The organism is Bacillus sp. FSL K6-3458 (assembly GCF_038005045.1).
GTDB classification, from domain to species: Bacteria; Bacillota; Bacilli; order Bacillales; family Bacillaceae; genus Bacillus; species Bacillus altitudinis.
The window spans coordinates 1,810,561-1,828,950 of record NZ_JBBOSI010000001.1; the positions used below are offsets into that span (position 1 = coordinate 1,810,561).

Genomic DNA, 18,390 nt, shown 5'->3' on the forward strand with positions numbered 1-18,390 from the left:
GACAGCCTGACCTCTGCTATTTACATGCAGAGGTTTTCTTTTTTTACTTACTGGTTCATATAGTGTAAGAGGAGGGATGTAAATGAAAAAGTCGTTTGGCACAATTGAATGGCATCTGGATGAGGCAAGGAAGGAGGATGTGGCAAAGCAGCTTGGTATAGGGAAAGAAGCTTTCCGTTTGTCCAATCAGTCAAATACGGAGCACCTCCTTTTACCGGGGTATAGACTTCCAGAAGGGACCCATTCATTTCAATCGGTAGGTGATGTGCAAAGCTTCATTGCGCCTTACCGGCTCCAGCAATCAGATGATTGGATCAGCGGCACATTTGAATATGATAGCGCTCACTTAGAACGAGAGCTTCAATATTTGAAAGCTGTTTTTCCTTTTCTTCAGATGAGTGTGATTGGTCAATCAGTGCTTGATACGCCCATTTATGAAATCCGTACGGAGCCTGTACAACATTTACATTCCATACATGTTAATGCCTCTTTTCATGCAAATGAATGGATCACGACCTCTGTTTTATTAAAATGGCTTAAATCACTTTGTTTAGCGGCCTCTGACCCAGTACAAGCAAGACATCATGAAGCAGTTCGTATATTGCAGACCACTGCTTTGTCTATTGTCCCGATGGTAAATCCAGACGGTGTTGATTTGGTTCGCAATGGTCCAGAATCTTTAGGGTTGTGCCGTGAGGAGTTCGCACCGCTAAATGGTGGATTTTCCGATTATCGAGAATGGAAGGCGAATATTCGAGGAATTGATTTAAACAATCAATTTCCTGCTTATTGGGAAATCGAATATTATCGTAATAAGCCGAAGGCACCGTCTTATAGGGATTTCCCAGGGCATCAGCCGTTAACAGAACCAGAAGCGAAAGCAATGGCACATCTCGCCTTACGAAAACGCTTTGACCGGTTAATTGCCCTTCATACACAAGGAGAAGAGATATACTGGGGTTTTCTTGGCCACGAACCGGCCATTTCAAAAGAGACGGTCGAACGGTTAGAACGGGTGAGCGGTTACAAAGCGATTCAATATCTTGATAGCTATGCAGGTTATCGAGATTGGTTTATTTATCAATGTAAAAGTGAGGGCTATACGGTGGAACTTGGGCGAGGAAAGAACCCACTTTCTATGAGTCAATTTGATTCGATCTATGAAAAAACAAAGCGGTTATTGTGGGAAGCATGTAAGTATTAAAAGCACCTAATCGGTGCTTTCAGCGTGTAGACAAACCCTCGCATTCTTTGTCAGTCCTGCGTGCCGGTGCTCACGAATGTGAAATTCACTCCGCGCCAGTACTCGTCCTTCCTAGGGCTGCAAAGGTTTTCTATCACGCTGAAAAGAAGACAAAGGGCTAAAATCAAGTTCATTTTCGCCCTTTGTCAACAATCTTTTAATACGTTCAAACCAATCAATTTCTTATGGTCAATAAAAACCGTGCTGATGTGATTGACGAGAGCATCCCTGTAAGCTATTGTGAAAGAGTGGATGTAAAAAAAAGGATATGAATTAGGGAGATGTCGATGATTGAATGCTCAAAGCCTGTGGAAACGGAATTTTACTTATCTATTTGTTTCTAAAATGTGTAAAATTACTGCTGATAGTTTATCTTTTAACACCATTTTGTGGCTTTTAGTGCTAGGGGGAAAAGGAGCAATTGGAACAGCATTTTTTATTGCCGTTAGTTTTGTCCCTCAAGCCATTATTGGGCCGTTTATTACCCCAATGATGAAGCCGCATCAATTGAAATTTTGGATGTGCTTTGCTGATTTAACTCGGGCAGCGATTATACTTGTGATTGTGGTGAGTTACTTTTATGATTTTTCTCCTTTGGCACTCATCATTGGCGGTATGCTGCTGCATTCAGCGACTGGTGGTTCCTATGAACCAGCTTCGGTGTCCATTATTCCAAAGCTTGTGCATGAAGATGTGATACAAAAGGCGAATGCAACCATTCAATCAGCCAGTCATGTGGTCAGGCTTGTGACTGTGACGATTTGTGGTGTCATGATTGCATTTGTAGGGGTAGGATATACAATGCTTGTCATTATTCCTCTTTACCTCATGTCCGCTTTGCTGGTTTTGCTGATTACATATAAAACGGAAGCGATCATGGATAAAGGAAAAAAAGGATTATCATACGGAAAACGATTAATAAGAGGATTTTCACTTGTGAAAAGTCATCATATTTTGTTTCCATTAGCCATTTTTTGTGTCTGCTCCAATTTTGCTGCGGCACCGTGGGAGGCATTGTCGGTTATTTATTTAACAGAAGATTTACATAGTGGACCAGTAGTATATTCATTCATCAAAGTGACCACGGCATTAGGTGCATTTTTGATGGGATTCGTTTTAACAAAGGTGAAAGTGAATCGATACGGTCTGTTGTTTATCGGGGCAGGGATCGTTGATGGAATTGCATTTTTCATTACAGGGATGAATGCCTTATTACCACTTGTGTTTATATCTGCATTTGCCTTAGGTGCAGCCATCAGTGCAGTCAATGTACCTGAACATACGATGATTCAATTGTCAGTAAAAGCGGAGGATCAGCCACAAGTGTATGCGATTATTAACATGATCTCTTATTTAATGATACCGTTAGGCGCTCTCATTGGTGGTTATATGGCGACGTTATTCGGTTCAGGTTATGTCATTGCAGCAGGAGGACTGATAGAGGCTATTTCAGGTATATGCTTGCTCCTTTTCACAAATATTGGGAAGGTAGAGAGAGCAGATTTGACGATAGAACGGGACAAACCAAGCTTAAACGCCACATGATCATGGCATTTTTGAATCACGATGGGTTACAATGAGAACGAGAAAGAAATAGGATGTCATTGAAAGGAGCAAGAACCATGGCGATAGCAGATGTCACCATCATTCCAATAGGCACTGAGACACCAAGCGTGAGTGCATATGTAGCAGACGTACAAAGATTGTTAGAGGGCTTTCAACAAGAAGGGAAAATCAAATATCAGCTCACACCAATGAATACATTAATTGAAGGGGAGCTATCCGTTTTATTTGAGGTCATTCAGCGTATTCATGAAGCTCCGTTTGAAAAGGGTTTACACCGAGTAGCAACCAATATCCGCATAGATGACAGAAGAGATCAAACGACCACCCTTTCAAGCAAATTAGAAAGCGTGAATAAACATTTGAATCAATAGAAAAAGCCTGCTTATTGCAGGCTTTTAATGTGCAGTTGGATAACCGCTATAGATGATGGTCATGACGGTAAACCATCCAAAAACCAAAAACGTGGCGCCAGCGAAAGCAATGGCCAATACGTTCACTTTTTTGAGTGAGCGATAGATGCCGAGAGCGGCTAAAATCGTGACTAGACCAAAAATAATGACGAGCATCATATGAAAGTCCCCCTTTGTCATCAATCCCCTTGATTTCCTTTCTTTTCATTTTAACCGTTTTCATAAAGCTTGTCGAGTACATTCAAGTTGACGATTGTTTGAATTTTTATTGAATAGCCTTCATAATAAAAAAGAATCAAAAAAGTAGTAGGTGATGAAAATGAATTGGAGAAGAATGCCGCTAGGCTATGTGCAAGCGAACGCATATATTTGGAAAAATGAACAGGGAGAATGTTTAATTTTTGATCCAGGTGGCGAAGCGCAAAAGCTAATTTCTTATGTGAAAGAAAAACAGCTGAAACCACTTGCTGTCTTATTGACACATGCCCATTTTGATCATATTGGTGCAGCAGATGAGGTGCGTCAAGAATGGGGAATTCCGCTTTATGTCCATGAAAAGGAAAAAGAATGGCTGACAAATGCTCAGTTAAACGGTTCAGCTCGACTAATTGGTAACGGAATTACGGTCAAAGAAGCTGAACAATTGATTACGTCAGAAGGACCTCTTCAAATTGGATCGTTTACATTAGAAATGTTCCACACACCAGGTCATTCACCTGGCAGTGTGTCTTACTATTCAGCAGAAGAGGGATTTGTGATTTCTGGTGATACTTTATTCCAAGGCGGTATCGGGAGAACTGATTTAACTGGCGGTAATCAAGACGTGCTGCTTCAATCGATACATGACAAATTGTTGTCATTGCCCGAATCAACTCTTGTGTTAAGTGGACATGGAGAGGAAACAACTGTGCTTACAGAACAGGAGCAAAATCCGTTTATCAATGGGTTTTCTTTATAATAGCACGCACGAAAAAAGCATCTCTTTCAAAGGAGATGCTTTTTTCTATTAATGTCCGGTACCGGGAACCATGATGAAAATCGAATAATATGTAAATCCGGCAAAGAAAATCGTCAAGTACGCTCCGAAAATGTAAATATACATTCTTTCGGATAAATTCAAGTAGGATAAAAATACAAAAAGAACGGTTTGACCGAAGAACAGCAAGGATGCATCTTTCATATGTCCTAAATAGAACATGACAGCAAAAATACCCGTCCAAAACCCAAGAACGCGGAACATGCGATTCATTTCTTTCCCTCCCCTTAAAAAACCCCTTTGATTCATATTATAGCTGATGATCACTTGTTATGTAAACATTTACATTTTTGACAACGTGTGAACATTCATTCTTTCGTTAGAAAAAATTTTTTTGAAAAAGTGATGAAAAAGTGTTTATGCCTAAATGCATGAGGGTACTTAGTCCATAAGAGAAAAGGTTAACGACCTAAGGAGGAAGACTAATGAGTGACATTACTTTTTATTCATACCCAAGCTGCACGTCTTGCCGCAAAACAAAGCATTGGTTAAAGGCGAATCAAATTGATTTTAAAGAGCGTCACCTTTTCAGAGAAACGCCAACACTTGACGAATTGAAAAAAATCCTGTCCTTAACAACAGAAGGAATGGATGAAATTTTAGCTACTCGAAGCCAAGCTTTTAAAAGCTTAAATTTAAATATTAATGATTTAAAAGTAAATGAGGTACTTCAGCTTCTCATTGAAAAACCAAAGCTGCTCCGGAGACCTATTATCATTGATGGAAATAAATTAGTGGTTGGCTATAATCCAGGGGAACTCATGAAAATTTCAAAAAAGAAAGCGATTCATCAATCGGTTTCCTAATCAAAAACGAAGATCAGCTGAATGATGTTTCAGCCGTCTTCGTTTTTGTGCTGAACTGGGCTAGCTGGGTTCGAACCAACGATCACGGAGTCAAAGTCCATTGCCTTACCACTTGGCTATAGCCCAATATGAAACGTGTAATGCTATTGTTCACCATCTGCGGTCATTTATACATAAAAAGTTGGTTGTCACTAGTTGTAAGTGAAAAAGGAGCGAACGACAGAAATGAAAAATGAAAAATCTGAGCAATTATATGAATTTATTCTTAAAGAAGCCCCTGTCATGACCGAAGAATGGCTGAAAACAAGAACAGAAGAAGGCTCATTATATTCCAAACATGCTTCAGAGGAGACAGAAAAGAAGCTGAAAGAACAAAACACAGCATTTATCCAAACCATTGCAGCAACGTTAGTCACGATATCAGATAAAGTAGAAGATCATCTAAAAAAGTGGTCAGTTGATATTGCCCGCGATCGAGCTGTTCATGAAGTACCTTTATATGAAATCATCGGACAATTTAAGGTGTTCCGCCACATTTTTTGTTCCAGAATTGAGACCTTTACACAACAAACGGAGCTTGAAGTGACACTCAAAGATGTGTGCGATTGGAATCAGCATTTTCACGCCACATTTGATGACATGATTGCGCGTTTATCAGAAGAGTATGACCGCGTGACGATCAATCAGCTTAATGCACAAAGAGAAATGATTCAAGAGCTTAGTGCGCCTGTTATTCCAGTTTCAAAAGAGATCGGTATTTTGCCGCTGATTGGTGAAATTGATACGTACCGGGCGAAAATCATTTTGGAATCAGTACTAGAACAGGCATCTAGACTGCGTCTAACCCATTTATTTATTGATATATCTGGCGTTCCCGTTGTTGATACGATGGTTGCTTATCAGCTGTTTAAAGTGGTTGATAGTGCGAAGTTGCTAGGAATTGAGACGATTATATCAGGTATTCGTCCAGAAATCGCTCAAACTGTAGTGAAACTCGGCATTGATTTCTCAAAAGTAAATACTGAACACAGCCTTGCAAAAGCTTTAGAAAAAAGAGGCTTTCGTATCTTTGAAGAGCAGCAGCAAGAAGCAACGTAAACCAAAAAATGTTACTAGTAAAAGTAACAGGTTCGTTCACAAGGAGAAACAATATAATGAGCATATGAATGAGATGACCAATTCGCATACAGATTTGGTCTCTTTTTTTATCCATAAATCAGACACGAAAGGATATTCTTTATCTTCAAATCAGTAATCTATTAAGGAGGAATAAATTTGGAGACACCTCCTTGTAACAGATCATCCATAATAAAAGAACCAAATGAAATGATCATCAAAAAAGAGGTGCCAATAGCACTTCTTTTTTATTTTCTCCTCTGAATGGAACCCGCTGTTGTAAAAGTCAAATTTTTTGATATGTCCTTCTGTTATTTATAGATGAAATACACCTCTAATTGAATATTTTCAACCCTTTTCAGTCATGAAAATCATGAAATGCGTTTTTGTCAGGCACGTTCCGCCATCATACAATATGGTCACTGAAAGGAGTGAACCACTTGTATGGTATTGAATATTTGGGGCAAGAGCTGCTAGAAGAGGCGTGCCGCATGAGAGCATCTGATGTGCATATTGTTCCGAGAGAAAAGGAAGCTTCAGTCTCTTTTCGTGTAGACGCTGACCTCATTCAGCAGCGGATCATTGACAAAAAGAGCGGAGAGCGGCTCATTGCTCATTTCAAATTTTTATCTTCTATGGATATTGGTGAAAGAAGGAGACCACAAAATGGATCATTGGCTGTGATGTTAAGACGCGGTCAAGTGTTTGTTCGGCTCTCTACACTACCAACTGTCAATGATGAAAGTCTAGTGATTCGGATTTTACCGCAGGATCATGTGCCGAAAACAAAGTATTTGTCACTGTTCCCGAAGGCTTCAGCGAGATTATTATCGTTTCTGAATCATTCGCATGGGCTCATTTTATTTACAGGACCAACAAATTCAGGGAAAACGACAACACTTTATTCATTGATTCAGTTTGCCAAAAAACATTTTAATCGAAATATTATTACCCTTGAAGATCCTGTGGAAACAAGAAATGAAGAAGTGCTGCAGGTTCAAGTAAATGAAAAAGCTGGTATCACGTATGCGGCAGGTTTACGCGCTATTTTAAGACATGATCCAGATATGATTGTGCTTGGAGAAATAAGAGATGCGGAAACAGCCAGAACAGCTATTAGAGCAGCTTTGACAGGTCATTTAGTCATGAGCACATTGCACGCAAAGAATGCAAAAGGAGCTCTTTATCGAATGCTCGAATTTGGTGTGACAATGAATGAACTCGAACAAACAATGGTTGCTATTGCTGCTCAGCGGTTAATCGAACTCGCATGTCCATTTTGCGGCGAAACGTGTGAGCTTTATTGCAAACTAAATCGGCCAGTCAGACGAACAAATGTATTTGAATTGCTTTACGGAAAGGAGCTTGGTGAGTGTATCAAAGAGGCAAAAGGAGAATACGCTCATTCGTCATACGAAACACTGCAAAGATTAATTCGGAAAGGAGTGGCACTCGGCTATTTATCAAAAAGCACATATCATCGCTGGGTTTATGAAGAAGCGAACCTCTAAACCCTGGTCTAAAAAAGAACAAGCTGAATTCTTATCGAAACTGGCTCAGTTGATTCAAGCTGGATATACATTGGTTGACGCACTAACGATGGTGAATATTCAGTTATCAAAAAAACAGCAGCAGCGATTAACGCCAGGCATTCAGTGGCTGCTTGAAGGGGAGCCTTTTTACGTTGTACTTGAGCGACTTCATTTTCAGCGGGAAGCCGTCGCTATTCTTTGTTTTTCAGAGAAACATGGCAGCCTAGCGCGAGCTCTTGAACAAAGCGCCCGTTTTCTAGAGAAAAAAATCATGCAGGTTGACACATTCAAGCGTATGTTACGATATCCGATTTTTCTTATGTTTACGGTTTTTGTTGTGCTCATCATTGTTCAGCAAATGATCGTCCCTCAATTTTCTTTATTATATTCATCTATGAATACAAGCATGACATGGCTGATTCAAGGGATGTTTGGCCTCTTCCAATTCCTACACGCTTTGTTGCTTATGATCGGTTGTATATGTATCTGTCTTTTTGGATATTATGAGCTCTTTTTTAAGAAAAAATCGACCCTTGAGAAACTGAAAGTCATCAGCAGGCTGCCGGTGGTATTTAAAGGGGTGCAGCTGATGCATACGTATCTTTTTTCCCTTCAGCTAAGCGGACTTCTTCAAGCTGGGTTATCGATTTACGAAAGTTTGCAAGCTTTTAAACAGCAGACCTATTTACCCTTCCTTCAAGAAATGTCTGAACAAATGATAGGGGAGTTAAGAAAAGGTGAGAGTATGGAACATCAAATAAGCCGGTCTCCTTTTTTCGAAAGGCATTTTGCGGCTGTCATTAAGCATGGGGAAGCAAGTGGGATGCTAGCAAGAGAGATGTACACATATAGTCAATTTCTTTTAGAGAATGCAGAATTAAAAATTGAAAAATGGGTTTCATGGCTGCAACCTGTCATCTATGGCTTAACAGCATTTCTTATACTCATTGTGTATTTATCTATTCTTTTACCAATGTATCAACTAATGGAACAAGTGTGAAAAGGAGGACTAAGGCATGAATGATAAAGGATTTACACTGTTAGAAATGTTAATTGTCATGCTTGTGATCTCCATTCTTTTATTGATCACCATTCCAAATATCACTCGGCATCATCAAAGCATTCAAGCAAAGGGCTGTGAAGGGCTGAAATCAATGGTGAGTACACAGGTAATGGCATATGAATTAGAACATGACGGCAAGACGCCATCTTTAGCTGAATTAGAAAAAGAAGGCTATGTCAAAAAAGGATTAACTTGTCCAAATGGAAAGGCAATTTTCATTCAAAACGGGGATGTGAAAAATGAATAAATCGCTTTTCCAGGAGAAAGGATTTACACTCATTGAGCAGCTCTTGATCGTCATGATTTTCTCTATCTTATTATCGATAATAGGTGGAAAAGTGCCCAATATATTAGAAAGTGCTGAAGCAAAAAAGCAAGTGAACTTGCTAAAACAAGATCTTCAATTGGCATCTTATACTGCATTTATTAAAAAAACACGAGTAACTGTTGAGTTTCACCCGCCCAATGTATCTTATCAAGTCATCGAACAGAATAGTGAGCAGATCATTGCTTCTAATCCACACAAAAAAGGCACCATCAAGCAATCCACATTTCAACAAGGCCTTCACTTTAATAAAAACGGACATCCAAATAGTGGCGGTTCTCTCATTATTCAATTTGGTAGTCAAATATATAAACTCACGATTTACTTAGGGAGCGGGCGGATTCATGTTCAGCAACAATAAAGGATTTAGTACGTTTGAGATGCTCTTTTCTTGCCACCTCTTTCTATTTGCTGCTCTTGTGCTCGTGCCATCCTTTGAAAAACTGACAATTGGGAAAGAAGAATTAAGGGCTAAACTGGAAGCTTATCAAATCTTACATGAGTATATGAATAAAGCTTTTATAGAAGGTCAAAATGAATCAAGTACAAAGAAACGAGGCGAGATCACATATGAATTCATTTGGGGTCAGGAGAAGGGATGTGTTTCATACAAAGTACAAAAAAAGAAGACGATTTGCTTTCGACATTTGGAGCGATGAACAAGGCTTTACACTCGCTCAAGCAATATGGCAATTGCAGCTATTTTTGCTGCTTTCTTTTGGCTGCATGCTGTTTTTATCAATTGCTGAAAAAGCTCATCCGTTTGCAGAAATCAACAAATTTTCGCAAATGGAGTGGAAACAAACGGTCCTGCAATTAGAGGAGGAGCTAAATTGTGCTGTCGCTGTAAGAGCGGTGAAAAATGGAACAGCACTGGAGTATATTTCAAATCAAGGGCGAGTGGTGACGATTGAGCCGTATCAAGAGATGCTTCGTAAACGAATGGATCAGGCAGGCCATCTCCCTTTATTACAAAAGGTGAAACAATTCTATGTAAGAACAAAAGAGCAAACCACCACTCTCCAAGTCACAGATGTATTTGGTCAAGTACATGAAGCTGTTTTTTTCACTTACAAAGGAGTGATTCCTAAAACGTGAAAAGAGAAGACGGGTTTATTTATCCACACGTATTTGCTGTCATTCTTTTATTTTTATTGATTCTAGGATCGATGACCATTGGGTTTCAAAAAGAGTTGAAAAGTGCAGAGCTCGCGATTTCTTTTTATCAAAAACACCAGTTATTTCGTTTAGGTCTAAGTGAAGCTGCAAACAAATTAAATCGTATTTGTGATCAGCCATTGAGCCCAATTGTCACAGAAGAAGGTCGAGTGACGTTGAAGCGAATTGGGTGCGATGACAGAAAAAAGCTAGTCCGCCTCTTGGTTAACATCGAAACAAAGGGTGGTGTAACTGACGAGCGGGAACTAGAGATGAATAAGGAGACAGGAGAAATCAATCAATGGATCAGCACTTATTAGCGAGTGTATAAAACGATACTCTTCTTGGTAACACTTTAAGGAAGAAGAGGTGAGTGTTCGATGAAGACAAATGATTATGTAAAATATATGACGCAGGAAATTATTAAATATATGAATACACCACGTGACGAGCGGAAAGAACATAAACAGGAAAAAATGGAGACAAAACCACCATTTTCTCAGCGTTTATTCGGTGTTCTGCCTTTTGGCTTCTCAATGATGCTAAAAAAACGTCAACGTCATCGACAAAAGTAAAAAGCCGCCAGCAGGCGGTTTTTTTCATGCCATTTTAGCTGTATTCTTCCACAACAATGACTTTATTGACCTTGTTCGAGTAAGGGTTATAGGAAATGGTGACATATACCCCAAATTCTTTGGCCTGATCTTTCAACGTAATATGATATTGCTTCACGGATTCTTTCTCCCGGTGCCGATCCCACACTTTTTGTTTGAATAAAACATGTGCTAACGGATACCGTTTTTTTGCTTCTTTGACTGCCCTTGTTTCCCATTGATCTGCGGCAGCAGTGATTCCTTGTGCCTCAGCTAGATGGGCGCTTTGGATCAAAGGGCTTAACAGTAAACTGAGCATGATCATGATTCTTCCATATTTCAACTAACATCACCTCACCAATTATTATCCTGACCAAATCCTGCACTTTTATGTAAATTTTTAAGAAGTACAAATGTCACAGAAAAAAATATTGAATATGGCGAAAGAATGAGAAAATGGAAGAATTTTCTCGGTAATGTTCTTGTTTAAGAACAAAATGGACTAATTTGACGTTTTGGATTTTATAGGTAATTCCTTATACTGAGTGTAATCGTTCTTTTTAAAGAACAATTGTTCAAGGAGTTGAAAGATTCAATGAAACAGCCGCTCTTTGTACTATTTTGTGCTATTTGTTTGATTTTCACTTCTTTTTTTATTACGTCTACTAACGCTTCTTTTAACGATGTTGAGCATTCGAATTTTGTCATGAAAACATGTGAAAATTTCGAAGAGACAGATCAGCATTGCCAGCCAAAGAAATGGGATAGAAGCCATTTGAAACTGATCGATCAAACGATCATTGAGGGGACAGTCTGTGCGCCTCAAAAGCTGAGCATGTCACTAAAAAATATTGGACAACCCATTGCGCACTCTGAATGGAAGTGGGAACTACATAAAGTAGAGAGTGTTCAGATGCCATTACAAGATGGCCATGTTATTGAAAAAGGTGCTATACAGTCCCTCTCATCAGAAGAAACGACGACTGTCACGGCAGTTAAAGCAAAAACAAATGGAATCTATGTGTTTAAAATCTATTATCCTAAAGGGTTTGGTGGTTCTGAAAAGCCATTCTTTACGTCTCAACATATGCAGCTTTCGAATTGTCAAGAAAAGGCGTCCTAAATAGGGTTTGCCTGCTGAATGAAACATGATATGTAAAGGGGAGAAAGGTATGAAAAAGTGGATGAAAATGTCTGGGAGTATTCTTTACGCGCTGGTCTTCACGATGATGATTGTGTGTATTATTGTCGTGTTGTCATCAAGGACAACAGGCGGAGATCCTCAGATTTTTGGTTATGAGTTCAAGCAAGTATTATCTGGATCAATGGAACCGGAATTTTCGACTGGTTCATTGATTGTTGTGAAACATGTCACCTCACCTGAAACACTCAAAAAAGGGGATATTATTACGTTTCAAACGAAGCAAGACCAATCCTTTGTGACTCACCGCATTGTTGGGGTGAAAGGAAAAGGAGTAAATAAAGCCTTTGAGACAAAAGGAGACCACAATATGTATCAAGACGGCACGCTCGTCAAAGCGAATCAAGTGACTGCGCAGTATACGGGCGTGAACATTCCTTATGCAGGAAAGCTTCTTTCGTATGCAGGAACGTCTGCTGGGACCGCTCTTTTGCTCATTATTCCAGGGGTGATGCTGCTTGTTTATTCAACCATTCATTTTGTTGGTGCTGCCAAACATCGAAGACATACGGCTGAGTTACACATGTCAGAGGAACAAGCATAAATTTTCGTTTGTAACCTAAATCAGGTTTCAATAAAACAATTTATTAGGGGGTTCAATCATGGCAATGAAAAAATCAATTCGTTTAGGTGTTTTATCGGGAGCGTTAGGTCTTGCTTTAATTGGCGGGGGAACGTGGGCTGCATTTAATGATGTTGAGACGGCAAACGCGGTCTACTCTACAGGAGAGCTGAATCTATCTGCAAAAGAGAATTCCGGCGCCATCAACCTTGCGAACATAAAACCCGGTGACCGTATAAAGAAGGAATTTAATTTTGAAAATAAAGGGTCTCTTGCAATTAATCAAGTGCTGATGAGTCTTGATTATAGCCAGTTTCAAGATGGAACATCAGCGAAAAATGGCGGGAAGAATACAGCTGAAGAATTCCTCAGCCAATTTCAGGTGAGTGTTCTAACGGTTGGAGCCGAAGGTGGGAATGGATACCCGAAAAATATTATTTTAGACCATGCAAACCTGCTTGACCTGCATCTATTAACGTCAAAGCAGGATCAGACCGCATTTGAAAAGCTTCGTCATGCCGTCGATGAGAAGTTTTTACATGAAAGTGGTAAAATTAATGTTGCCACCGTTGATGGATCAACAGCTCCAGAGTATGACGGCATTCCAAAGAATCCGTTTGATTACGATAAAATGGAAATGATCATTGAATTTGTCAATGACCAGACGAAGGATAAAGCGGGTAACTATATCCAAAATAAATACCAAGGCGATGCGATTCAAGTTGATCTTTCCTTCGAAGCGACTCAGTGGAATGGTTTAACGATCAATCCAAAAAAGCATACGGATGAAAAAGGCTACGTGAAAGAAAACGAAAAAGCACACAGCGAAGATAAAAAATAAAGTCAGTCTTTAGACTGATAACAAGATCTGCATAGCAATTGGAGGAGTATGCGCTAAAATATGCGCATTACTCCTCTTCTTGCTTTTTTTTCCAGATTTGATAATCTAAAAATTCACGAAATTGCTTTTTCGAAACCCCTGATGTCATTGCATCTCGAACTAGTTTTTCCCATTCACTATCTAATTGACCATCGTATTCGGTTTCATCATTTTCGTTTAACAGTGTATGAACCGAGACGTCCAGAACAGCGGAGACTTTTTCAAGAAATTGAATGGAGGGGTTTGTTTGCAAGTTTCTTTCTATTGAACTTAAATAAGACTTCGCTACCCCAGCCTTTTCGGCCAGTTCTGATAGTGAGTAGCCTTTTTCATTGCGGTATTGTTTAATACGCTGGCCAATCAATGTCATCACCTTCCTTTCGATATTATAGCACATTCAGAAAGGTTTGATAGAATGACTTCTTGCCATAGGGGGAGACTCAGAGGACTTTTCGCGTGATTTGAGAAAATGACGGACTTCTTCAACTGTTAGTCCTGCTTTGCGCGCTTCGCGTAATAATTGAACCCATTCACTGTCTAATAACTTCGTTTTCTTTTCCATACAAATACCCTCCTAAAATACTGAATCGTGTATTTCAGGCACTTAACGCATGAAATGGAAAAACACAGGTGATAAGACCTCATAGATTGCTTGCGTCATGTTTCCGCCCAATACAAACAGACAAACGTTGCTTTTGATTGATCGAAAATTTGATATCACATGAAAGGGAGGGAGACTCGCTAAGTCAGCCTCCTCTTTTTTGCTGTAAGTAAAAAAGTCCGCCATTTTCAATCGTAAGACTGATTTTTGGTTCGTATAAAGTTTTAAGTGCTTGTCTTTCTATTTCATATTCTACAGATGTGTCTGAAGTCCCTTCATAAAATTGGTTTAAAAGTTCCGAGTCTTCTTTCCACTTTTGAACAGCTCTTACCGCCCAATCATCCGGCTCTTCATTGGCATAACGTTCCATCAGGCTGTAAAGCCGTTTGACGCCGCTCTCTGGCTTAATCATCGTACTCATTGTGAAGCAATAATCAGGAATTTGAGACGATAGCTCACGCGCTTCCAGCTTCTCTTGAAATTGTTCGATGACTTCTCCGCGTATTAGATGAAGTCCAAGAGACAGCAGTTTGTCTTTTTTACGGTCTGCCAGATAGGATATTTTGACATTGAGACCAAGCCACGGCTCCAGTGCGATCTGGCTGTTTGTGAGCGGTCTGACTTTTTCGTACAGCCGAATAAAACGGCCTTGCTGTTTCACAACCTCGAATATTTGGAATAAACGAGGGGAGCCGAAGTGGACAAATTCTCCTTCGACCGAGTCATCAGCTTTTTTTTGATCAGTGATCAAAGTCAATTGCCGCGGCTCAGGTACGCCTCCCGTTTTTTCGAGCCAATGCCAATAAAAAGGACGGTTCATGATCAATTTATCCATTTCGATTGTCAGCTGTACGGTCATGTGCCCTGCACTTTCTTCAAGTATGTCGCATTGATTTGCCTGAAAGAAACGGAGAAGAAATGTGTGAATCTCGCGCTGCTCCATTGGTCAACTCTCCTTTATGAACCTTGCTGTCTTTCTTCTAAAAGCGGTGTTTGTGCTTCTGTTAAATAGGAAGCAAATTGGGTTAATTTCTTTTTCATGTCTACGTCAGACTCGTGCTGGAAGAGAATTTGATGCAATTCTGTTTCAGCATCTTGGATATCAATTCGGGTTAAAATATCATCTAGATCACCAATGACGTTTTCAAACAGCTGAATTTTTTCATATAAAAGTTTTAAAATATGTTCTTCGACTGTCCCGCTAGTTGCCATATTGTAAATGTGGACATCCCGCTCTTGACCGAGCCGGTGAATACGTCCAATTCTTTGTTCCAAGCGCATTGGGTTCCACGGAAGGTCGTAGTTGATGATTTGGTTGCAAAACTGAAGGTTGATCCCTTCGCCGCCTGCTTCTGTCGCAATGAGCACTTGCGCCCGCTCTCTAAATAAATCTTTCATCCAGTCTTTTTTACTCCGTTTAAACCCGCCTCGAAAAGGAACCGAACTGATGCCGTTTTGTTGGAGAAACCATTGTAAATAAATTTGTGTCGCACGGTATTCAGTGAAGATAATGACTTTTTCATTTAATTGTTGAATGAGTTTAACGACTTCAAGTGCTTTAGAATTTTGTTCTACCTGGTTGATTTTCTCCATGATGTGCATCATCGCAGAAGCACCTAGAATGTGTTTTTCCTCTTCTTGCATTTTTTTAATGGTCATATAGACGGCCTCACGACTCGAACAGCATTCTCGTTCTAAGGTCATAATTGAAAACATGTGCTTCGTATAGGAAGGGTTTTCTTTTAACTTACAAATTTCATCATATAGTGCTTGTTCTGTCGGGGAGAAATCAATAGAAATCGTCTTTACATGCCGCTTTGACCATTCGATGCCAGTGTCTTGTCGCCGGTTCCGAATCATGACTTTATTGACTAACTGTTTTAGCTGGTCATGGTCCTCAAGTTGAAGGTCTTTTTTGGCAAAGAGGTCTTTAAACTGTGTTTCATTACCTAAATGGCCTGGCTTCAACAGAGAAACGAGATTAAAAATTTCTCCTATTCGATTTTGGATAGGTGTGGCTGTGAGCAGTAAGCAGAACTTTTTATTCAAATTTCTCACAAACTCATAGTTTTTCGTTTTATTGTTTTTCAGTTTGTGTGCTTCATCAATAATGACCATATCGTAGGAGATGGATAAGATCGTATCTCGATGTGGCTGTCTTTTGGCTGTATCAATTGAGGAAACCACAACATCGCACTGCTCCCACACATAGCTCTTCTTTTGCTCGACAGCATCTATGTAAAATTTCGTCCGCAGTTCTTGTACCCATTGGGACACAAGGGAGGCGGGTACGAGAATGAGAATCTTCTTGGCAAGTCCGCGAATCATGTATTCTTTGATAATCAGTCCTGCTTCAACGGTTTTTCCAAGACCCACTTCATCTGCTAAAATGGCTTTCCCATTCATCTCTTCTACGACTCTTCTAGCGACTTCGAGCTGGTGTTTTAAAGGAGTAAATGCAGGCAGGTGCGCAGGTGCTTGCAGTCCTTCAAATGAATCAATGGCTGTCACTTTTTGTACTTGTGCTGCTAAACGGTACATATCCCAATTCGCCCAGGGACCGTCTGCTGTAAGCCGCTTTTGAAATTCACTTGCCCATTTTTGATCAAATATCGTTTGAATATTCAATGTGACCGCCTGCCTTTCTGGTAGAGTGATGATAAAATCGTTCTGTTTTTAAACGCTTCATTTTTTCATAGCGATTTAAAAGATGTTATATATCAATAAAAGCGAACGATAATGAATGATTATTTTAAAAATGTTAATGATTTTTCTGTTGCTCTTCATCCATTTCTAATGGTAGGATGTTGGTAAGTGATCTAGAGAATAAGTCACCCATTTTGATAGTATGTCCAGTAAAGGTGAAGAATATGAGCGGATGATGGTATGGGGAGAGACCTAGCGGTTATTTTGCACTGACAGGCGCCGAAGGAGCAAGCTGAATTGGTTCAGTGAATCTCTCAGGCAAAAGTACTCTTACCGGACGCAACTCTGGAGAGTGTTTGCGCAGCGATTTTTAGCAAACCACCAAAGGGGAAAACGCACAATGATGTTGTGCTGTAAACTTTCAGGTGCAAGGACAGAGACTTCTTTTTGATAAAAGGGAGCGCTCTGTCCTTTTTTGCTGTGATTTTTTTCTGAAAATTCAGCTTGTGATGTGCACTGTAAGAAAAAAGGGGGAAACGATTGATGTTGAAACGAACACCGCTTTTTCATGCGTATGAAACGTTTGGCGCAAAAACCATTGACTTCGGGGGCTGGGAATTACCTGTCCAATTTTCTTCCATTAAAGAAGAACATGAAGCTGTTCGAACAAAAGCAGGGCTGTTTGACGTGTCTCACATGGGTGAGGTGGAAGTCACAGGTCAGGGAGCCCTTCCTTTTTTACAAAGGTTATTAACCAATGATCTGTCAAAGCTGACAGACGGTAAGGCACTATATACAGCCATGTGTTATGAGGATGGCGGAACGGTGGATGATCTGCTTGTCTACCAAAAAGAAAAGAACAACTATTTACTTGTGATCAATGCTTCAAATATTGAAAAAGATGTGGATTGGCTGCTGAAATATCAAGGTGAGGAAGACGTTTTCATTAAAAATGTCTCTGATCAAACCGCCTTGTTAGCCCTTCAAGGACCTCTTGCTGTTGACATCATCAAAGATGTTGCGGATGAAGAGGTAACATCACTGAAGCCATTTACGTTTTTATCAAAAGCAATAATTGCGCAAAAAGAGGTGCTTGTCTCAAGAACTGGCTATACAGGAGAAGATGGCTTTGAAATCTACTGCCAGTCAGAAGATGCTGTTCACCTTTGGACCGCTTTATTAGAAGCTGGACAGCCGAAAGGACTGATCCCATGTGGACTCGGTGCACGTGACACCTTAAGATTTGAAGCAAGACTCCCGCTTTATGGCCAAGAGCTCACGAAGGATATTTCTCCTTTAGAAGGCGGCATTGGTTTTGCTGTAAAAACGGATAAAGAAGCAGATTTTATCGGAAAAGATGCACTTAAAAAACAAAAAGAAGAAGGACCGAAGCGAAAGCTTGTCGGGATTGAAATGATAGATAAGGGGATTCCGCGGACAGACTATCCGGTCTTCTCAGGAGATAAGCAGATTGGTGTAGTCACAACCGGTACACAATCTCCAACATTAAAGAAAAATATTGGGCTTGCCTTGATTGAAACATCAGAGGCGCAGCTTGGGACAGAAGTGGAAGTGCAAGTTCGTAAAAAACGTCTAAAAGCCAAAATCGTCGCTACACCATTTTATAAAAGAGCCAAATAACGAGGAGGAAT

The 18,390-nt window shown here is 40.0% G+C and carries 25 protein-coding genes, 1 tRNA gene and 2 riboswitches; of the genes, 18 read left to right on the forward strand and 8 right to left on the reverse strand.

Annotated features, from left to right (window positions below):
- Positions 1–82: 82 nt before the first annotated feature.
- The 3 genes from MHH23_RS09665 (at position 83) to MHH23_RS09675 (ending at position 3,180) form a co-directional block, all read left to right on the forward strand.
- Positions 83–1,204, forward strand: a complete 1,122-nt coding sequence (locus tag MHH23_RS09665) for a M14 family metallopeptidase (RefSeq protein ID WP_041506951.1) — start codon at positions 83–85, stop codon at positions 1,202–1,204.
- 330 nt (positions 1,205–1,534) lie between these two features.
- Positions 1,535–2,788 (forward strand): MFS transporter, encoded by a 1,254-nt coding sequence (locus MHH23_RS09670; protein ID WP_039170371.1) that lies wholly within the window; start codon positions 1,535–1,537, stop codon positions 2,786–2,788.
- Between the two features lie 77 nt (positions 2,789–2,865).
- A complete protein-coding gene (locus tag MHH23_RS09675; RefSeq protein WP_017367597.1) occupies positions 2,866–3,180 on the forward strand; it encodes an MTH1187 family thiamine-binding protein in 315 nt (104 codons plus the stop codon).
- 24 nt (positions 3,181–3,204) lie between these two features.
- Here MHH23_RS09675 and MHH23_RS09680 read toward each other — a convergent pair whose 3' ends face one another.
- Entirely contained in the window at positions 3,205–3,378 is a 174-nt protein-coding gene (locus tag MHH23_RS09680) for a DUF2759 domain-containing protein (RefSeq protein WP_003217333.1), read from the reverse strand.
- 160 nt (positions 3,379–3,538) lie between these two features.
- Here MHH23_RS09680 and MHH23_RS09685 point away from each other — a divergent pair, with 160 nt between their 5' ends.
- Positions 3,539–4,177 (forward strand): MBL fold metallo-hydrolase, encoded by a 639-nt coding sequence (locus MHH23_RS09685; RefSeq protein WP_017357989.1) that lies wholly within the window; start codon positions 3,539–3,541, stop codon positions 4,175–4,177.
- A 48-nt stretch (positions 4,178–4,225) separates the two neighbouring features.
- Here MHH23_RS09685 and MHH23_RS09690 read toward each other — a convergent pair whose 3' ends face one another.
- Complete coding sequence (locus MHH23_RS09690) at positions 4,226–4,468, reverse strand: DUF2626 domain-containing protein (protein ID WP_003217440.1); 243 nt, start codon at positions 4,466–4,468, stop codon at positions 4,226–4,228.
- Between the two features lie 212 nt (positions 4,469–4,680).
- On the opposite strand from MHH23_RS09690, the gene MHH23_RS09695 reads away from it, so the two are divergent.
- Positions 4,681–5,061, forward strand: a complete 381-nt coding sequence (locus tag MHH23_RS09695; RefSeq protein ID WP_007501232.1) for a Spx/MgsR family RNA polymerase-binding regulatory protein — start codon at positions 4,681–4,683, stop codon at positions 5,059–5,061.
- A gap of 55 nt (positions 5,062–5,116) precedes the next feature.
- Here MHH23_RS09695 and MHH23_RS09700 read toward each other — a convergent pair.
- Positions 5,117–5,187, reverse strand: a tRNA-Gln gene (locus tag MHH23_RS09700).
- 99 nt (positions 5,188–5,286) lie between these two features.
- Here MHH23_RS09700 and MHH23_RS09705 point away from each other — a divergent pair.
- The 9 genes from MHH23_RS09705 to MHH23_RS09745 all read left to right on the forward strand — a co-directional run bounded on the left by MHH23_RS09705 (position 5,287) and on the right by MHH23_RS09745 (position 10,830).
- Complete coding sequence (locus MHH23_RS09705; RefSeq protein ID WP_144668079.1) at positions 5,287–6,159, forward strand: STAS domain-containing protein; 873 nt, start codon at positions 5,287–5,289, stop codon at positions 6,157–6,159.
- 458 nt (positions 6,160–6,617) lie between these two features.
- Positions 6,618–7,688 carry a competence type IV pilus ATPase ComGA gene (gene comGA, locus MHH23_RS09710; protein WP_024718839.1) on the forward strand — a complete coding sequence of 357 codons (1,071 nt, stop codon included), beginning with the start codon at positions 6,618–6,620 and terminating at the stop codon, positions 7,686–7,688.
- Positions 7,669–8,709, forward strand: coding sequence for a competence type IV pilus assembly protein ComGB (comGB, locus tag MHH23_RS09715; protein WP_024718840.1), 1,041 nt, complete (start codon positions 7,669–7,671; stop codon positions 8,707–8,709). Before comGA ends, comGB begins: the two co-directional genes overlap by 20 nt.
- Before the next feature lie 16 nt (positions 8,710–8,725).
- On the forward strand, positions 8,726–9,019 hold the full coding sequence (gene comGC / locus MHH23_RS09720; protein WP_008342186.1) for a competence type IV pilus major pilin ComGC: 294 nt from the start codon (positions 8,726–8,728) through the stop codon (positions 9,017–9,019).
- Complete coding sequence (gene comGD / locus MHH23_RS09725; RefSeq protein WP_268432011.1) at positions 9,012–9,458, forward strand: competence type IV pilus minor pilin ComGD; 447 nt, start codon at positions 9,012–9,014, stop codon at positions 9,456–9,458. The genes comGC and comGD overlap by 8 nt, the downstream gene beginning before the upstream one ends.
- A 19-nt stretch (positions 9,459–9,477) precedes the next feature.
- Positions 9,478–9,756, forward strand: coding sequence for a type II secretion system protein (locus MHH23_RS09730; RefSeq protein WP_255234198.1), 279 nt, complete (start codon positions 9,478–9,480; stop codon positions 9,754–9,756).
- Positions 9,698–10,195: a competence type IV pilus minor pilin ComGF gene (comGF, locus tag MHH23_RS09735; RefSeq protein ID WP_268432012.1), complete on the forward strand. Its 498-nt coding sequence runs from the start codon at positions 9,698–9,700 to the stop codon at positions 10,193–10,195. The genes MHH23_RS09730 and comGF overlap by 59 nt, the downstream gene beginning before the upstream one ends.
- A complete protein-coding gene (locus MHH23_RS09740; protein ID WP_061419580.1) occupies positions 10,192–10,575 on the forward strand; it encodes a competence type IV pilus minor pilin ComGG in 384 nt (127 codons plus the stop codon). Before comGF ends, MHH23_RS09740 begins: the two co-directional genes overlap by 4 nt.
- A gap of 60 nt (positions 10,576–10,635) precedes the next feature.
- Entirely contained in the window at positions 10,636–10,830 is a 195-nt protein-coding gene (locus MHH23_RS09745) for a YqzE family protein (RefSeq protein ID WP_008342191.1), read from the forward strand.
- 34 nt (positions 10,831–10,864) lie between these two features.
- Here MHH23_RS09745 and MHH23_RS09750 read toward each other — a convergent pair whose 3' ends face one another.
- Complete coding sequence (locus MHH23_RS09750; RefSeq protein WP_047945459.1) at positions 10,865–11,191, reverse strand: DUF3889 domain-containing protein; 327 nt, start codon at positions 11,189–11,191, stop codon at positions 10,865–10,867.
- Between the two features lie 252 nt (positions 11,192–11,443).
- Here MHH23_RS09750 and tapA point away from each other — a divergent pair, with 252 nt between their 5' ends.
- The 3 genes from tapA to tasA are packed head-to-tail and all read left to right on the forward strand — an operon-like array spanning position 11,444 to position 13,452.
- Positions 11,444–11,971, forward strand: a complete 528-nt coding sequence (tapA, locus tag MHH23_RS09755) for an amyloid fiber anchoring/assembly protein TapA (RefSeq protein ID WP_058336654.1) — start codon at positions 11,444–11,446, stop codon at positions 11,969–11,971.
- A 49-nt stretch (positions 11,972–12,020) separates the two neighbouring features.
- Positions 12,021–12,593, forward strand: coding sequence for a signal peptidase I SipW (gene sipW, locus MHH23_RS09760; protein WP_017357979.1), 573 nt, complete (start codon positions 12,021–12,023; stop codon positions 12,591–12,593).
- Between the two features lie 58 nt (positions 12,594–12,651).
- Entirely contained in the window at positions 12,652–13,452 is an 801-nt protein-coding gene (gene tasA / locus MHH23_RS09765) for a biofilm matrix protein TasA (protein ID WP_008342195.1), read from the forward strand.
- A gap of 67 nt (positions 13,453–13,519) precedes the next feature.
- Here tasA and sinR read toward each other — a convergent pair whose 3' ends face one another.
- From sinR to MHH23_RS09785, 4 genes are all read right to left on the reverse strand, one after another.
- Positions 13,520–13,855, reverse strand: coding sequence for a transcriptional regulator SinR (sinR, locus tag MHH23_RS09770; protein ID WP_017357978.1), 336 nt, complete (start codon positions 13,853–13,855; stop codon positions 13,520–13,522).
- A gap of 33 nt (positions 13,856–13,888) precedes the next feature.
- Entirely contained in the window at positions 13,889–14,053 is a 165-nt protein-coding gene (locus MHH23_RS09775; protein ID WP_008342197.1) for an anti-repressor SinI family protein, read from the reverse strand.
- A 184-nt stretch (positions 14,054–14,237) separates the two neighbouring features.
- Positions 14,238–15,035, reverse strand: coding sequence for a YqhG family protein (locus MHH23_RS09780; RefSeq protein WP_017367588.1), 798 nt, complete (start codon positions 15,033–15,035; stop codon positions 14,238–14,240).
- Positions 15,036–15,049: 14 nt separating this feature from the next.
- On the reverse strand, positions 15,050–16,720 hold the full coding sequence (locus MHH23_RS09785) for a DEAD/DEAH box helicase (RefSeq protein ID WP_268432014.1): 1,671 nt from the start codon (positions 16,718–16,720) through the stop codon (positions 15,050–15,052).
- A 250-nt stretch (positions 16,721–16,970) separates the two neighbouring features.
- Positions 16,971–17,078, forward strand: a riboswitch (glycine riboswitch).
- A gap of 3 nt (positions 17,079–17,081) precedes the next feature.
- A riboswitch (glycine riboswitch) is annotated at positions 17,082–17,177 on the forward strand.
- A gap of 104 nt (positions 17,178–17,281) precedes the next feature.
- On the opposite strand from MHH23_RS09785, the gene gcvT reads away from it, so the two are divergent.
- Positions 17,282–18,379 (forward strand): glycine cleavage system aminomethyltransferase GcvT, encoded by a 1,098-nt coding sequence (gene gcvT / locus MHH23_RS09790; protein ID WP_340959423.1) that lies wholly within the window; start codon positions 17,282–17,284, stop codon positions 18,377–18,379.
- Positions 18,380–18,390: the final 11 nt, after the last annotated feature.